The organism is Hyphomonas sp. (assembly GCF_041689225.1).
Lineage (GTDB): Bacteria > Pseudomonadota > Alphaproteobacteria > Caulobacterales > Hyphomonadaceae > Hyphomonas.
Genome location: NZ_JBDNGN010000057.1, coordinates 1 through 15,976, shown reverse-complemented (window position 1 = coordinate 15,976; position 15,976 = coordinate 1). Strand labels below are relative to the sequence as shown.

The window sequence follows — 15,976 nt, the reverse complement described above, 5'->3', positions numbered from 1 at the left end:
GTCGTGGGTCACGAGTATGACGCAACCGGGAAAGTTGATCAGGAAGTTCTGCAGCCACGCGACGGTTTCGGCATCAAGGTGGTTGGTCGGTTCATCCATCAGGATCATGTCGGGCTTCGACAGAAGCAGCTGGCAGATGGCGACGCGGCGCGCTTCACCGCCAGACAGGCTGGCGACGTCGGCATCATTCTCCGGACAGCCAAGCGCGGTCAGGGCCATGTCGATCTTGGAATCGATGTCCCAGGCATCGGCCGCGTCGATCTGCTCCTGCAGCGCGGTCATCTCTTCCATCAGCTCGTCGGAATAGTCTTCGCCGAGCTTTTCCGAAATGGTGTTAAACTGATCAAGCATCTGCTTTTCAGGACATTTCGCGGCGACGTTCCCGAACACGCTCAACGTCGGATCAAGCTTTGGTTCCTGCGGCAGGTAGCCGACCTTGACGCCTTCAGCCGCCCAGGCCTCGCCCTGGAAATCCTTGTCTTCGCCGGCCATGATTCGCAGCAGGGTCGACTTACCCGAGCCGTTGGCGCCGACGACACCGATCTTGGCATCCGGCAGGAAGTTCAGGTGGATGTTCTCGAACACCTTCTTGCCGCCAGCATAGGCCTTGGTCAGGCCTTGCATTTGGAAAACGTATTGGGGACCGGCCATGGCGGAGTATTCCTGTGCAAACGGGTATGGGACGCGCTGTACTCGCGCGCGCGCCGCGGAAAATCAAGCGGTCAATGGCAACGCTAGTCCGCAAAGCCCCAGATGATCTGTCCCTCTTCCGACAGCTTCCCGAGCCAGATGCGATCATGGCTGGGAAATACGGTCAGTTGCGGATTGGCCTGCATCAGGTCGTGAATGGCCCGTATCTGCTCCCGTATGGCGGCACGGTCTTCGTCCGGATCAAACACGACGAATTGCGTGAAGACCGGTCGCATCGTCAATTCTTCAAAGGATAACATCGACCAGACCGTATCGCCGATCATCAGGTATTCCTGACCATCTTGCAGCGTGATGAAAAACAGCTGGGCGCCGGGTGTGTGTCCGGCCATCGGGATCGCCACCACGCCCGGCGAGACCAGTTGGACCGTTCCGTCCAGACGGGGCGGCAAGTCACGCAAAACGGCAGGCAGTTCGCCGTCTGCGAATTGCGGCAGGGTCGTTGACTGCGGCGCGTTCAGCCACAGGCGCGGCGCAAGCGCGTCCGGGTCCGGGTGCCGCGCAATCGCCATGACATGGTCAAGGTGCTCGTGCGTCATCAGGACCTTGTCGGCCTTTAGCATTGCATCAACGACCTTGCGATAGGCTGCATCGTCGAAGGACCAGTCTTCCGGCACCTGAACCATGCCCTCAGAGGTCGCCCGGTCGAGCGCGCCGCCGATGACGAGCGTGTTGTCTGGAAAGACGATCTGCACGGAATTGTAGCTGGTCAGCCATTGGCCGGTAAAAGCGCCCGCACGGGCCGCGAGCATGGGTGCCGAGTCGTGACCGACTTCCAGCACGCGAATTTCCGTCGGCAGGTCACCCCCTGCGTCGCGGATCATGCTGCGCCATTGATCTATGTCCAACAGTCCGGGCGCCGCACTGGGCGCCTTGCTGAATCCAGCAAAAAGCCACCATCCCGCAGCGATAATAAACACGGCCAAAGCCGCAGCGAGTCTCATGATCCATTTCAGCATTGCGTCACTCCCCTGTTTTTACACAGTATCAGAATCCTGAACGAATTGCAATTTGTTCAGGATTCATGCTGTGGGGGACTGGCTCTACGCGGCTGGCGCGTCTTAGCGGCTGTTGCAGGCGATCACGGCGGCCTGCTCTTCTTCCGACATCACGATTTCCAGGCGATCGAGTTCTGCCGCAGCGGCCTCATTTCCAAAGCGTTGGGCCTGCCTGAACCAGTACGATGCAGCCACGAAATTCACGTCGCCCGCATGGCCACCGGCATGGGCAATACCAAGGTTGAAGGCGCAACGGCTGTCGCCAAGATCGACGCCCCGGGCCCACCAGCTGAGGGCCGATTCGAAGTCCTGCGGGCCGCCGGCACCGGTCATCATCATGGCACCGAGATGGGTGATGGCATCAATTTCGCCGTCTTCTGCCGCGAGCAGGAACAGCGTGCGGGCCCGCGCCTCGTGCTTTTCGCCACCCAGCCCGCGCACAAGCATGAAGCCGAGATTGAAACGCGCGGCTGGCAGGCCGGTCTCGGCCGCCTGGTGATAATAAGCTCTTGCGCCGGTCAGATCCTGGTGGACCCCCCGGCCATGGTGCAGCATGGTACCGAAATTGTTGGCGGCGGCGGCATGGCCGTCATTGGCGGCGTTGCGCATCGCCTCGACCGCTTTCAAGAGCAATTCTCCACCCTCACTGCCGTCAAGCAGAGTTTGAGCGCGTTCAAAAGTGAAGTACCCCTCATCCATGGCGGCACATTAGATCAGACCGGCAGGCTGGCTAGACGAAAAACACAGTTTCGCCACAATAAATCAATCACTGCGCGATTTTTAGACGCCGGGATGACAGGAGCGCCATGGGCGCTAGTGTGCGTGTCTGAGCCATCGGAGAGCCCAATTGCCTGATTCCACAACAGCACTGACGCCGGAGCGTCTTTACGGCTCCCCTTCCCTGTCGGGCCCGGCCCCACGGGGCGTGAAGTTTTCCCCGGACGGCAAACGGGTGACCTTCCTGAAAGGACGCCCGGATGAGCAGGACCGGCTGGATCTCTGGCAGTTCGACGTTCAAACCGGCGTTCAGAGCCTTCTGATCAATTCGCAGATGCTGCAACCTCACGACGCAGAACTCTCCGAAGAGGAGAAGGCGCTGCGCGAGCGCAAGCGGATCGCGGGGACCAAGGGCATTGTCGATTACAGCTGGGGCACGGCGGACACGATACTGGTGCCGCTGGGAGGTGACCTGTACCTGGTAACCCTGGACGAAGGGGGCCCGCAGGTCCGCCGGCTGACCGATACCGATGCGTTCGAAACCGACGCGAAAGTGTCGCCGAAAGGGCGTTATGCCAGCTTTGTGCGCGAAGGCGCGCTGCATGCGATCGACCTCGTAAGCGGCGACGAGAGCCGCTTGTCGCCAGCGGCGGAACCGGACAAGACAATCTCGTATGGCGTTGCCGAATTCGTGGCGCAAGAAGAGATGCATCGTTTCACCGGTTACTGGTGGAGCCCGGACGAGCGCTATGTCGCCTATACGCGCGTGGATGAATCCGCGGTCGATATCATACCACGCTTCGACATAGAGGCGGACAAGGTGAGCGTCATCGCGCAGCGCTATCCGCGCGCCGGACGCCCGAATGCGGTGGTGGACCTGTTTGTTCGCGATATGGCGACGGGAGAGACGGCCCAGATCAACTGGCGGAAAGACGACTGGGGCGCGGCGACAGACCAGTACCTGGCCCGGGTCAACTGGTTGCCGGATGACGCGCTCGTCGTACAGGGCGTTGACCGAAACCAGACCCGTCTCTGCCGCACCTTGTTCAGCGTTCCGGACGGAACGCGCACCGCGATGGGCGAGGAAAGGCAGCCTTGCTGGGTCAATCTCGACACGGATTTCATCGCCTTCGCACCGAAATCGCATGGCCGTGACAGTGTACAGCCGGTGCATGTTCTCACAACGACCGAAGCGTCTGGCTTTCGACATGTCGCCTGCCTCAACCGGCGCGGCGAAGCCCACGCCGTCACAACCGGCCCCTGGGCCGTGGACAAGGTGCTCGCCGTCTTGCCCGAGGATGACGCGGTGCTGTTCACGGGCCATGCCGATACACCGCTTGAGCGTCACCTCTATACAGTGCCACTGTCGGGCGGTCAGCCCCAACGCATCACGGCGCCCGGCGAGTCATGGGCAATCACGATGGCTGCGGACGGCAAGTCTTTCGTCGGCACAAGCGCGTCGCCGGGCCAACCGCCGCAGGTGGGGCTGTACAAGGCGGACGGGTCGCTGGTTGCGTGGATCGAAGATAACCGGCTGGATGAGACGCATCCCTATGCGCCATTCCTGCCTGATCATGCCATGCCGGAATTCGGGACGCTGACAGCCGAGGATGGGCAGGACCTCCAGTATTCCATACTGAAGCCGCCGGGCTTTGATCCGTCGAAACAATATCCTGTGATCGTCGAGGTCTATGGCGGGCCGCACGTGCAGACAGTGGTCAATGAATGGGGCCGGGTGTCGGACCAGTTCTATGCCCGCGAAGGTTATATCCTGTTCCGGCTGGACAATCGCGGCAGTGCGAACCGGGGCAAAAAATTCGAGGACGTCATCTATCGCCGCACGGGCGGGCCGGAAGTGCGCGACCAGCTGGTCGGCGTTGACTGGCTGAAAAGCCAGCCCTTCGTGGATGCCGGTCGTATCGCGATCCAGGGCTGGTCCTATGGCGGCTACATGACGCTGATGACGGTACTGCAGGCGCCGGAAGGTACGTTCGCCGCCGCCGCTGCCGGGGCGCCGGTGACCGACTGGCGGCTCTACGACACGTTCTATACGGAGCGCTACATGGACACACCGGACGACAATCCGGACGGCTACGAGGCCTCCAGCGTCTTCCCTTATGTCGACAATTTGACGACACCCCTGCTGCTGATGCACGGCATGGCGGACGACAATGTCACTTTCGACAATACGACACGGCTAATGGCGGCGTTGCAGGAAAAAGGCAAAGCCTTCGACCTGATGACCTATCCCGGCCAACGCCACGGCATTCGCGGCGAGGCGTTACAGGTGCATTTGTTGAAGACGCGGATGGCGTTTCTGGAGCGCCACCTCAAGCCTGATCGTCGGAAGCAGTCATGATGGAGTATCTGGACCGGTTACCGCTCATTTTTGTGATTCTCGCCTGCCTGACGCTGGGGCTGGCACCTTTCACACCCGAACCACACATTTGGAAAAAACTAAACATGTTGGCCGCTGGCTCACTTAGCAAGCCGGTCGATATATTCGACTTCTTTTTTTACGCCTGGCCTTGGTTGCTGCTGTTGGCCAAGCTGGCACACATGGCTGCCGTGAAATGACGATCAAACCTTGGAAAATTATCGAGAGCCACCAGACCTTCAAGGACAGGTACCTGTCGGTCCGCACCGATAGGTGCGAACGGGACGACGCCCATGTCGTAGCGACGTATCACGTGATCGAGCAGACCGAATGGGTGACGCTGATTCCTGTTACGGATGAAGGCAATGTCGTGCTGATCCGCGAATACCGCCATGCGGGCGGCGTGGTCCTGCTGGGCGTTCCGGGCGGCGTGATGGATCCAGGCGAGACGGACGCAGAGGCGGCGGGTCGACGCGAGCTGCAGGAAGAGACCGGCTACACGGCCCGGGAGATGATTCCGGTCGGCAGCTGTTTCGCAAACCCCGCCATTCAGGACAACCAGATACACTATTTCCTCGCGACCGGGTGCACGAAGACGCGCGCTCAGTCGCTGGACCCGAACGAGGAAATCGAGGTACTGGAAATGCCCTATGCCGATTTCCTGGCTTATGAAGACCTTGAGGTGCAACATGGGCTTCACGCCGCGGCATTGTTTTACACCGAACGCTTTTTCAGCAAGCATCCGGACAAGCGCCCCTAGCGACACACTCACACGAGGACACAAGACATGCCCGCCCTCCAGCCCACCGCCGACCAGTTCCGCGCCTTTCGCGACGACCCCTATGACGGCCCCGTGGCGCAGGTGAACCTGCTGAAATTCCGCGTGAAGGCGGCATATGCCGAGGGTGACCCGGAACATGGCGAGGCAATCAGCGGCGAGGCTGCCTACCAGCGCTACTCGGAAGCCTTTTCCGTGGCGGCGGCGGAAGTGGGCGGCACGACGATGCTGCTTGCATCAACCGAGCGCTATTTCATTGGCGGCGGTGACTGGGACGGCGTGCTGGTCAATCACTTCCCGACCCGGCAGGCCTTCATCACCACGCTGAACCACAAGGATTACAAATCCATGTCGCGCCACCGCGACGCGGGCCTGCTGTGCCAGGAACTAATCGTAACCCGGCCAAGCTGGGCGAACGGGAAAAAGGTCGGACTCCCCCATGACTGACAACACGTCTGCCATAAGCCGGTTGCTGCATCATCGCAGCCGGGGCCTGTCCAAGGGCGAGGCGGTTTCGCTGCCGATCCATGCTACCTCTGTCTTCCACTTGCCGGGCGAGCCGGATGGCAGCCATTTCTATGGCCGCAACGGCAACCCGACCGTCGAGGCGGTGGAGGCAGAGATCGGCATCCTGGAAGATGCGGACGTGGTCTGCTTCCCGTCCGGCATGGCGGCGATTGCCTCGGTTTTCTATTCGGTGCTGAGACCCGGCGACACGGTTCTGGTGCCGTCGGACGGCTATTACAATGTGAGAAACCTGCTGGCCGCCCAGTTCGAACCGATGGGCGTGACCATGCGCACCTGCCCGACGGCGGACATGGCCGAGGCGGACATGACCGGCTGCAGGCTGGTGCTGATCGAGTCGCCGTCCAACCCCGGACTGGCCGTGTGCGACATTGCCAAAGTCGCCCAACGCGCGAAAGCGGCGGGCGCGCTGGTAATGGCCGACAATACGACCGCGACGCCGCTATGCCAGCAACCACTGGACCTTGGCGCCGATTTCAGCGTGCTATCGGACACCAAGGCCATGGCCGGGCATTCGGACGTCTTGTGCGGCCATGTGGCGACGCGGGACGCCACATTGTTCGACGGCGTGAAGACATGGCGGCGGCTGGCGGGCGCGATTATCGGGCCGTTCGATGCTTATTTGCTGCATCGGGGGCTGGAAACACTGGAGGTGCGCCTTGGCCGCATGAACACCAATGCGCTGGCCGTGGCCGAAGCCGTGCAAGGACATAAGGCGGTTCTAGCCGTGAATTACCCGGGATTGGGCGATGATCCGTTTCATCAGGTCGCACGGCGACAAATGAGTGGTTTCGGGCCGATTGTGAGCTTCACGCTCGCCAGCCAGGCGAATGCGGACGGGTTCATTTCCGCCTGCCCCCTGCTCTCGCCCGCAACGAGTTTCGGCGGCGTGCATTCGAGCGCGGAGCGTCGGGCCCGGTGGGGTGACGCGGTTCCGGAGGGATTCGTGCGGTTCGCCGCAGGAATTGAGCCGACGCGCGACCTTGTTGCCGCCGTGACACAGGCACTCGACACTCTGTCCTGAGACAGAACGGCCGTCGTGACATATCCCGCAATCTGATATAGTTCTTGCTGATTAAAGGCGGGACCTACGCCATGAGACGACTGAGTATAGTGCTCTTTTTTGCCCTGGCCGGGGGATTGGCCTGGGGCTGGTTCAAGCTGAACCAGCCTGCAGAGCCTATGGAAATGTCGGAACCACTGCGCATCGATCAGGGCGTGGTGATTGGCGGAATCGACCATGACAACCCGGATATCAAGGTTTTCAACGGGTTGCCCTACGCGACAGCCCGGCGCTGGACGGCGCCAGACACCGCCCCCCAATGGGGCGCAATTCCGCGTGATTCCCGCAAGTTCGGCGCAGAATGCCTGCAGCCGCGCGCGGGCCTTGGCGGGTTCGTCAATGACATCGTGGAAGGTGTCGGCCTGCCCTGGTGGAAACGCATCCTGGCCGAGAAATATCTCGCCGCCCAAGCGCGCCCGTCAGAATCGGAGAGCTGCCTTTTCCTGAACGTGCGCACCGGCAACCTGGACGGCGACATGCCTGTTCCAGTGATGGTTTGGATCCATGGCGGATCACACCAGGCTGGGGCGGGTTCGACCAGCATCTACCAGTCGAATGGCCTTGTCGAAAAAGGCGTCGTGCTGGTGACGATCAATTACCGGCTTGGCCCGCTCGGCTATCTCGCGCACCCCGCGCTGACGGAAGCCGATGGCACATCCGGCAATTACGGCCTGCTGGACCAGATGGCGGCCTTGCACTGGGTCCGCCGCAACATAAACACATTTGGCGGGGACCCGAACAATATCACCGTGTTCGGCGAAAGCGCCGGCGCACAATCAGTCAGCGAACTAATGGCCTCGCCCTATTCCGTCGGCCTGTTCGACAAGGTGATCCTCGAGAGCGGATCGAGCAGCTACAATGCACTGCACCTGAAACAATCGCCGCTCGTGAATGTACGCAGTGCTGAGGATGTCGGCACCGAGTTCCTCTCGACGCTTGTCCCGCCAGCTGCCGTTGCGGTTGATTTGCGTGCCATTCCCGCTGCGGCCATCATCTCGCGGGCCGAAGCGCGCAGCGACCTGACCGGCTATTTCCTGCCCAATGTGGACGGCAATATCCTGCCGGAAATGATCGGCAAGGCGATCCGCGACGGTAACGTACCCCATCTGCCGATGCTGGCCGGATATAATGCCGACGAGGGCTCGCTCTTCTATGACGAGATCCGGTCGCCCACGATCCTGTCGAAACAGATCACCGGGACACAGGACGAACGCGAGGCGGCGCTTGCCGATGTGTTCGGCGCGAACCCGGCAAAGGCCCTGCAGTCGCTGTATGGAATGGAAAGCCTGGAAACCTGGGACCGGGGCGCGGCCGACATGCTGGGCGACGACATGTTCGGCGTGCACATGCGCTTCATAGGCAAGCAGAATGCCGATGCCGGACAGCCGACCTGGATGTACATGTTCTCGCGGACCTGGCCATCCCGGCACCAGACCATCGGCGCCTACCACTCGGCCGAAATCCCCTTCGTGTTCGACAGCCACTCTTCCCTGCTGCCGGTATCGCATGCCGATGGAAAGCTGACCGACATCATGACGCACTACTGGACGAATTTCGCCCGGACGGGAAACCCGAACGGAGACAGGGTTCCGGAATGGCCAAAGTACACATCCGAGACCGACACCTGGAACGAGCTGCACTATCCAGTCGAGCCCCAACGTGAGCTGCGCGCTCGCAAATTAGACATCCTGGAAGAGAACCTGATCGCGCGGATCGAGGCGGTCACTGAAATCGTCGCGCCGCGTGACATGGCGCTCAACATGGACCCGGGCCTGCCGTCAGGCGACGAGGAGGCTGTTGCAGATAGCAACTAGGCCTGCGAGATCGGTCGCGTCGAACGCGTCGAGATCGGTGGAATCCACGTCGAGTACGGCGACCAGTTCGCCGTCAGAGTCGAACACCGGCACGACCACTTCCGAATTCGAGGCCGAGTCGCAGGCAATATGCCCTGGGAATGCATGCACGTCCGGCACAAGGATCGGTTCACCCGAGGCTGCAACATGGCCGCAAACGCCCTTGCCGAACGCGATGCGCAGGCAGCCAAGCGTGCCCTGGTAGGGGCCGACGACGAGTTCGCGGGGTTTCAGAGGATCAACGACATAGAATCCGGTCCAGAAAAAGCGCGGGGCCATGGCCTGGGCGAGGATGCAGGCGGCGGTCGCATAGCGTGCCGTGACGGAGGTTTCTCCGGCTACGACACTGTCGATTTCCGCTTTCAGATCGCGATAGCGCTCAGCCTTGTCCATGTTCCGCCTCATCTCTGCCGTGGAGCGGCTATATCAGGTGGACGGGGCCTTGGGGCAATAGGGCGTTGAAGCAACGCGCAACCTCTGGAATAGTCTGCGATACGCGCAGGCCGCCGGGGCGCCTGAGGCAGGAGGGCCGAATCGTGAGCTTGCCGATCCGGATGGGAGCGCTGTGGGCGCTCGCCTGCGTGCAGGCGGCGCCGGTGGGGCTGGCACAGGCGGCCGACGATGAGTACGCGCCGCGAACAGACGTCGAATCCGTCGACCGGGCACATGATGCCTATCTGAGAAAAGGCGGCTTGCAGTCGGGCAGGCCGGATCCGGACACACCAGACAACGCGCTGGACGCTCCTGTAGGAGAGCTCCCCTCCGGAGCATCAGGATCCGGGAACGGCGCCAATAATCGGGGAACCACGGACGGCGAACTCCAGCTTGAGCGACCGCAGGCAGGCGGACCCGAAGCCAAGCCCAAGCCGGCACGCGGGGACCTGCAGTTGGAGCGGCCCGAATCCGACGATGTTGAACCTCCGCCGCAGCCCAAGCCACCACCGCAATGGCTGAAGTATCTTTCCCGTTTCCTTGAAAGCCTCGGTCCGTTTCTTCAATTCATTTTCTGGGCGGCGATTACAGCGGTGGCGGCAGGCATTCTCTACTTCCTGTTCGGCGAAGCCATTCGGGTCCGGTTCGGCAAGTCCGGCGACCTCGAGCCAGCTAGTCCGGACGACATCCTGCCAGATATTCGCCCTGATGCGGACACCGCGCGGTCGCTGCTGGAAGAGGCCGACCTCCTGGCACGGGCGGGCAAGTTTGCCGAGGCCGTGCACCTGCTGCTATTCCGCTCCATTGATGACATCCAGCAGCGACTGGAAGGCGGCGTTCCGCGTTCGCTGACGGCACGCGAGATTGGCGGGCTGCGCCAGTTGCCAGAGCATGCGAAGCTGACCCTCAGCCCGATCATCGTGATCGTCGAACGAAGCTTCTTTGGCGACCGGGACGTTGACCAAGATGAGTGGGAGACCGCGCGCGGGTCGTACGAGAATTTCGCGTTCGCAGAGGGCTGGGAATGAGTACGTCCATGGAGACCACATCCCCCTTCGCGGCACGCACGGTCGGCATCCTGGTGGCGATTGCGATTGTCTCATTCGGCGCCGTGATGGCCCTTGCCGGCTGGGCGCCTGAATTGCGCAACCGGGACCTGGCCGGCGACCATCCCTACTCAACGTCTGCCATCGGATATAATGGCATTGTCCAGTTTCTCGACGCCCAGGGCTATCCTGTCGAGATTTCGCGTCTCGAACACACGCTGACACAACGCGACTGGGGCGTGATGATTGTCACCGTCTCGCCACGGGGCATGGGCGACACGCTGCAGGACATCACGCTGCAGCCGACGACGCTGATCGTGCTTCCCAAATGGATCGGGGAGACCGACAGGCTCAATAAAAAGCGCCAGCGCGACACGCGTTTCATGGAGGCGCGTGGCCTGAACGACCTGCTGGTCCGGCTTGATATCGACGGCGAGATCGGGCGGATCGACGTGCCGCGACTCACCGACACGCCATTCGGCGACATGGCTCTGAAGCCGGACCTCAAGATGCAAGTCATCCGCTCGGACTCACTGGTGCCGATCGCCTGGACGGATGACGGCATCCTGCTGGGCAAGCTGGATGACCGGGATATCTATGTGCTGGCCGATCCAGACATGCTGAACACGTTCGGGCTGGCCCAGCGGGAGAATGCGCGCTTCGCCGTGCAGCTGATAGACTGGCTGCGCTATGACGAGGCCGAACCGATCATTTTCGACGCGACGCTGCACGGCTTTGTCCGTTCGGAAAACCTGTTGCAGATGATGTTCGACATTCCCTTTGTCGGCGCGACGCTGGCGGCGCTGGCCGCCGCGTTCCTGCTTGGCTGGGCGGCGCTGGTCCGTTTCGGCCCGACCGCGCGGGAGACCCGTGTGATCGCGCTGGGCAAGCAGGCGCTGGTGGATAATTCGGCGGGCCTGTTCACGATGGCGCGGCGGGAGACGCGCCTGGCGCCGGGCTATCTGACCATGATGCGGCGCCGGGTGGCGCGCGAGATCGCTGCGCCGAAAACGATGACCGAAGCCCAGCTTTCCGCCCTGTTCGACAGGTTGGGTACGGAAGAACAATCGGGCAAGACATTTTCACAAATCGAACGCGGCCTTCGTACGGCATCTGCCAGTCGCGAAGAGCTGATGACCAAAGCCCGCGAACTGTATCGCTGGCGACGCGACATTCTCAGGAGAAGCACGCATGAACGTAAGTGACATCAAGGCGCTGGCAGAGAGCATCCGCAGCGAAGTGCGCAAGGCGGTGATCGGCCAGGACACGACGGTCGACATATTGCTGACGGCGCTGTTTTCGTCCGGGCACGTCTTGCTGGAAGGCCCGCCGGGAACGGCGAAGACGCTGCTGGCGCAATGCTTCACAAAATCGATCTCGCTCGATTTCGGGCGCATCCAGTTCACACCGGACCTGATGCCGGGCGACGTGCTGGGCACTAACCTGTTCAATTTCCAGACAAACGCGTTCAGCCTGACCAAGGGGCCGATCTTCACCGACCTGTTGCTGGCCGACGAGATCAACCGGACGCCGCCGAAGACGCAGGCCGCCCTGCTGGAAGCGATGCAGGAACGCAAGGTGACGATTGACGGGGAATCTTATCCGCTAAACCCACGCTTCACCGTGATCGCGACACAGAACCCGATCGAGCAGCAGGGCACCTATCCCCTGCCCGAGGCGCAGTTGGACCGGTTCCTGTTCAAGCACACGCTGGACTATCCGAGCCGCGAGGAAGAGTTCGCCATCGTTGCGCAGCATGGTACGCGCACGGGCATGAACACGCCGGCCTCGTTCGGGATCGGCTCGGTGATCAGCGCGGCGGACCTCGATACCGCAGTTGACACCGTGTCGCAGATCACGCTGAAGGATGACATCATCTCCTATATTGTCGACCCGATACGGGCGACGCGGGAAACCCCGGCGCTTGAAACCGGCGCGAGCCCGCGCGCGGCGGCGGCGCTGGCCACGGCGGCGCGGGCAAGGGCCGCGATTGACGGACGCGACTTTGTTATTCCGGACGATGTCAAGACGCTGGCCCTGCCGGCGCTGCGCCACCGCATCCTGCTGTCGCCTGCTGCCGAGATTGAAGGCAAGACGACGGATGAGACACTGGCGAGCATCATTGAACAGACGGCGGCGCCCCGGTGATTTCACCGACGCCTCGCGCGGTCTTCCTGATGCTGCTCGGCGCGCCGCTGATGCTGGCCATCGCGCTGATGGCCCCGGCGCTGTGGATCGTGTCAGCCGGTTGGATTGTCGGCATTGGTGCGTTGATTCTGCTGGATACCATGACCGGCGCGTCACTGCGCGCTTACGAGGTTGAAACGGGGCCGCCGGCGCTGCTCTATGTCGGTGGGAGCGACCCGTTGCCGGTCGTGCTGGGTTTTTCTGATGGCGCTTTGCCCCGGCGCGTTCAGGTTCAGCTGGAGACAAACGACATCCTCGAGGACATTCCGGCCAAGGGCCTGCGCGGCTGGGAAGGCCGGGAGCGTCCCTATGAATTCACGCTGGTGCCACGGCGACGCGGCACGGCGAAACTGGTGCGCCTGTGGAGCCGCTGGAACGGGCCGCTGGGCCTCGTGCAGAAGCGCCACATCGCGCAGCTGGATCATGAGATCGTGGTGACGCCGAACATCCGCTGGGTGAAGGACGAGGCGATCCGCCTGTTCTCGCGCGACGCCGCCTTCGGCATCAAGACACAGATCGAGCGCGGCGATGGCAGCGAGTTCGATGCGCTGCGCGAATTCACCAGTGGTATGGACCGGCGAGCCATCGACTGGAAACATTCGGCCCGTCACCGCAGCCTCCTGGCCAAGGAGTTCCGCACCGAGCGCAACCATAATATCGTCTTCGCGTTCGATACCGGGCGGTTGATGAGCGAACAGCTAGGCGGGGTGCCGAAGATCGACCGGGCAATCAATGCCGGGCTGCTCCTCTCCTTTGTCTCGCTGCGCCAGGGCGACCGGGCCATGTTTTACGGGTTTGACTCGCGGCCCGGCCTGACGACCGGGTTCCTGAGCGGACCGCGCGGCTTTCCCAAAGTGCAGAGCATGGCAGCCAATCTCGACTATTCGACCGAAGAGACCAACTACACGCTGGCCCTGTCGACTCTGGCCAGCCGGTTGGAGCGGCGTAGCCTGATCATCATCTTTTCGGATTTCGTTGATACGATCTCGGCGGAGCTGATGCTGGAAAATGTGAAGCGCCTGACGGACCGGCACCTGGTCCTGTTCGCCACGTTCGAGGATGAGGCCCTGTCCGGCATGGTGGATGCGCCGCCGGAAACCACCGAGGACGTGACCCGGGCGGTGATCGCCGACGGCATGCTGGCCGAACGCGATGTCGTGATGCGACGCCTGCAGCGGATGGGGGTGCAGGTCATCGAGACGCGACCGGAATCCTTCGGCGCGGCGCTGATCTCGCGCTACCTGCAGATCAAGCAGAGGGACATGCTATGAGCGACATGCTCAAATCGTATCGCTTCCGGGAAGAGCGCGAGGCCGACTGGCGCAAGCTGGACCTGATCCTGACGCGTGCGGAGAATAGCGGCGTCAAAGGCCTGAGCGATGACGAGATGACCGCCCTGCCGCGACTGTACCGGCAGGCGGTGTCGTCGCTGTCCGTGGCCAAGTCGATCTCGCTGGACCAGAACGTGATCGTCTATCTGGAGAGCCTGTGCACGCGGGCCTATTTCTTCGTGTACGGCGCGCGCACCACGCTGGGCGAACGGATAGTGGACTTCCTGCGGCGCGGCTGGCCGCAGGCGGTGCGCGGCGCAGTGGGACCAACGCTGCTATCCTTCCTATTCTTCTTTGGCGGCATCGGGCTGGCCTTCTTCCTCTGCCTGCAGGACATGGACTGGTTCTGGACCTTCCATGGCGAGAACATGATGGATGGGCGCAACCCGGATGCGACCGTGGAATACCTGCTTTCGACAATCTACACGGACCCCAACGACCATGGGCAAAGCGAGCTCGCCGCCTTTGCCAGTACCCTATTCAACAATAATGCGCAGATTTCCCTATTCGCCTTCGCGCTGGGCTTTGCGTTCGGTGTGCCGACGGCCTGGCTGTTGCTGTATAATGGCGTCTCGCTGGGCTCGATGTATGCCGTGTTCTGGCAGAAGGGGCTGGGATATGAATTCACCGGCTGGCTGATGATCCATGGCGTGACCGAACTGTTCGCGATCACGCTGGCCGGGGCCGCCGGTTTCGTGATTGGCGGGGCGGTGGCGTTTCCGGGCCAGAAAACACGGATCGCATCTGCCCGGGCCTCCGGCAAGGAGGCCGCCACGATTGCGATGGGCTGTGTGATCATGCTGATAATCGCGGCCCTGCTGGAAGGGTTCGGACGTCAGATGATCAATTCCGATGCGGTGCGCTATGTCATTGCCGTGACCAGCCTAGTGCTGTGGTGCGGGTATTTCTACCTGCCGCGCGCGGAGCAACGCGTATGACGAAAACGCCTGCCCCTGCCCGTCCGGGCATCAGCATGGAAGCGGCGCAGCGCCGCCGGGCCCGGCTTTCCGAACAGATGCGCGTCGGCAAGATGACGCGCACTCTGGTGACGCCGGAGGGGGCGGCGATCCGGCTGAAGTTGGCGAGTGTGACGGAGCGCGCCGGGGCCCTGTTCATTGACCTGGCGATCCAGTGGGCGGTCATGGCCGCGATGTGGATCGGATTCGTTTACCTGGCAGCCAGTATCGGGTTCGGGCGAATGAATGTCGCTTTTGCCTTCTTGCTGGTGTTCCATTTCGTGTTGCGGAACTTCTATTTCATCTTCTTCGAGATCGGCCAAAAGGCGGCAACGCCGGGCAAACGCGCGCTGGGCCTGCGGGTGGCCTCACGCGATGGCGGGCGGTTGACGGCGGACGCCGTGCTGGCACGCAATTTCATGCGGGAAGTCGAGATCGGCCTGCCGCTGCAATTCCTCTTCATGGGCGGCGATCAGGTGGGGGCATGGATCGCCTTGCTGGGACTGGTCTGGTCGAGTGTGTTCATGCTGTTCCCGCTGTTTAACAAGGACCAGATGCGCGTGGGTGACTTGCTGGCCGGCACATGGGTGATCAAGGCGCCGAAGGCGCAGCTGATGCCGGACATCGTATCGACGGTGACATCGCCGGAACTCGGATCGCGCTTCGCTTTCACGCCTCAGCAGGCGGATGCTTATGGCATCCATGAGCTGCACGTCCTTGAAGACGTGCTGCGGCAATCATCGCCCGAGATCAAGCAACAGGTGGCAACGCGCATCCGCACGAAGGTGGGCTGGGAACGCGGCACCGGTGAGACGGACCTCGCCTTCCTCGAGGCGTATTATGCCGCCCTGCGCAAGCGGCTCGAACAGCGCATGTTGCTGGGCGAGCGCAAGAGCGACAAATATGATGTGGGACGGTGAGGGCCTGGCCTAGAGCGCCGTACGCTCACTCTGCAACATAGTTCATGGCCTTGAAGAAGTTCCAGCATTCTTGGGGCGTGAAGAG

General features: G+C 62.0%; 16 protein-coding genes. 12 read left to right on the top strand and 4 right to left on the bottom strand.

Annotation, left to right across the window (positions count from 1 at the left end):
• From ACESNB_RS05025 to ACESNB_RS05015, 3 genes are all read right to left on the bottom strand, one after another.
• The coding region (locus ACESNB_RS05025) for an ATP-binding cassette domain-containing protein (RefSeq protein WP_373004770.1) at positions 1–651 on the bottom strand (651 nt) is incomplete at its 3' end.
• Positions 652–734: 83 nt separating this feature from the next.
• A complete protein-coding gene (locus ACESNB_RS05020; protein ID WP_373004767.1) occupies positions 735–1,667 on the bottom strand; it encodes a hypothetical protein in 933 nt (310 codons plus the stop codon).
• 102 nt (positions 1,668–1,769) lie between these two features.
• Positions 1,770–2,333, bottom strand: coding sequence for a tetratricopeptide repeat protein (locus ACESNB_RS05015; protein ID WP_373004763.1), 564 nt, complete (start codon positions 2,331–2,333; stop codon positions 1,770–1,772).
• 220 nt (positions 2,334–2,553) lie between these two features.
• Between ACESNB_RS05015 and ACESNB_RS05010 the strand changes: the two genes are divergently transcribed.
• The 6 genes from ACESNB_RS05010 (at position 2,554) to ACESNB_RS04985 (ending at position 8,980) form a co-directional block, all read left to right on the top strand.
• A complete protein-coding gene (locus tag ACESNB_RS05010; RefSeq protein WP_373004760.1) occupies positions 2,554–4,782 on the top strand; it encodes a DPP IV N-terminal domain-containing protein in 2,229 nt (742 codons plus the stop codon).
• Entirely contained in the window at positions 4,779–5,000 is a 222-nt protein-coding gene (locus ACESNB_RS05005) for an RND transporter (protein ID WP_373004757.1), read from the top strand. Before ACESNB_RS05010 ends, ACESNB_RS05005 begins: the two co-directional genes overlap by 4 nt.
• Entirely contained in the window at positions 4,997–5,560 is a 564-nt protein-coding gene (locus tag ACESNB_RS05000) for an NUDIX hydrolase (RefSeq protein WP_373004754.1), read from the top strand. Before ACESNB_RS05005 ends, ACESNB_RS05000 begins: the two co-directional genes overlap by 4 nt.
• A gap of 27 nt (positions 5,561–5,587) precedes the next feature.
• Positions 5,588–6,025 (top strand): DUF1330 domain-containing protein, encoded by a 438-nt coding sequence (locus ACESNB_RS04995; RefSeq protein WP_373004751.1) that lies wholly within the window; start codon positions 5,588–5,590, stop codon positions 6,023–6,025.
• Positions 6,018–7,127: a cystathionine gamma-lyase gene (locus tag ACESNB_RS04990; RefSeq protein WP_373004748.1), complete on the top strand. Its 1,110-nt coding sequence runs from the start codon at positions 6,018–6,020 to the stop codon at positions 7,125–7,127. Before ACESNB_RS04995 ends, ACESNB_RS04990 begins: the two co-directional genes overlap by 8 nt.
• A 71-nt stretch (positions 7,128–7,198) precedes the next feature.
• A complete protein-coding gene (locus ACESNB_RS04985; protein WP_373004745.1) occupies positions 7,199–8,980 on the top strand; it encodes a carboxylesterase/lipase family protein in 1,782 nt (593 codons plus the stop codon).
• Here ACESNB_RS04985 and ACESNB_RS04980 read toward each other — a convergent pair.
• Positions 8,945–9,412 carry a GAF domain-containing protein gene (locus tag ACESNB_RS04980; protein WP_373004742.1) on the bottom strand — a complete coding sequence of 156 codons (468 nt, stop codon included), beginning with the start codon at positions 9,410–9,412 and terminating at the stop codon, positions 8,945–8,947. The genes ACESNB_RS04985 and ACESNB_RS04980 overlap by 36 nt on opposite strands.
• 143 nt (positions 9,413–9,555) lie before the next feature.
• Here ACESNB_RS04980 and ACESNB_RS04975 point away from each other — a divergent pair, with 143 nt between their 5' ends.
• The 6 genes from ACESNB_RS04975 to ACESNB_RS04950 are packed head-to-tail and all read left to right on the top strand — an operon-like array spanning position 9,556 to position 15,891.
• Positions 9,556–10,479, top strand: a complete 924-nt coding sequence (locus tag ACESNB_RS04975) for a hypothetical protein (RefSeq protein ID WP_373004739.1) — start codon at positions 9,556–9,558, stop codon at positions 10,477–10,479.
• A gap of 8 nt (positions 10,480–10,487) precedes the next feature.
• The gene (locus tag ACESNB_RS04970) at positions 10,488–11,702 is read left to right on the top strand and encodes a DUF4350 domain-containing protein (RefSeq protein ID WP_373004736.1); all 1,215 of its coding nucleotides are present in this window, start codon (positions 10,488–10,490) and stop codon (positions 11,700–11,702) included.
• Positions 11,689–12,645, top strand: coding sequence for an AAA family ATPase (locus tag ACESNB_RS04965; RefSeq protein ID WP_373004733.1), 957 nt, complete (start codon positions 11,689–11,691; stop codon positions 12,643–12,645). The genes ACESNB_RS04970 and ACESNB_RS04965 overlap by 14 nt, the downstream gene beginning before the upstream one ends.
• Positions 12,642–13,955: a DUF58 domain-containing protein gene (locus ACESNB_RS04960; RefSeq protein WP_373004730.1), complete on the top strand. Its 1,314-nt coding sequence runs from the start codon at positions 12,642–12,644 to the stop codon at positions 13,953–13,955. Before ACESNB_RS04965 ends, ACESNB_RS04960 begins: the two co-directional genes overlap by 4 nt.
• A complete protein-coding gene (locus ACESNB_RS04955; protein ID WP_373004727.1) occupies positions 13,952–14,953 on the top strand; it encodes a stage II sporulation protein M in 1,002 nt (333 codons plus the stop codon). The genes ACESNB_RS04960 and ACESNB_RS04955 overlap by 4 nt, the downstream gene beginning before the upstream one ends.
• Entirely contained in the window at positions 14,950–15,891 is a 942-nt protein-coding gene (locus ACESNB_RS04950) for an RDD family protein (protein WP_373004724.1), read from the top strand. Before ACESNB_RS04955 ends, ACESNB_RS04950 begins: the two co-directional genes overlap by 4 nt.
• Positions 15,892–15,976 lie beyond the last annotated feature (85 nt).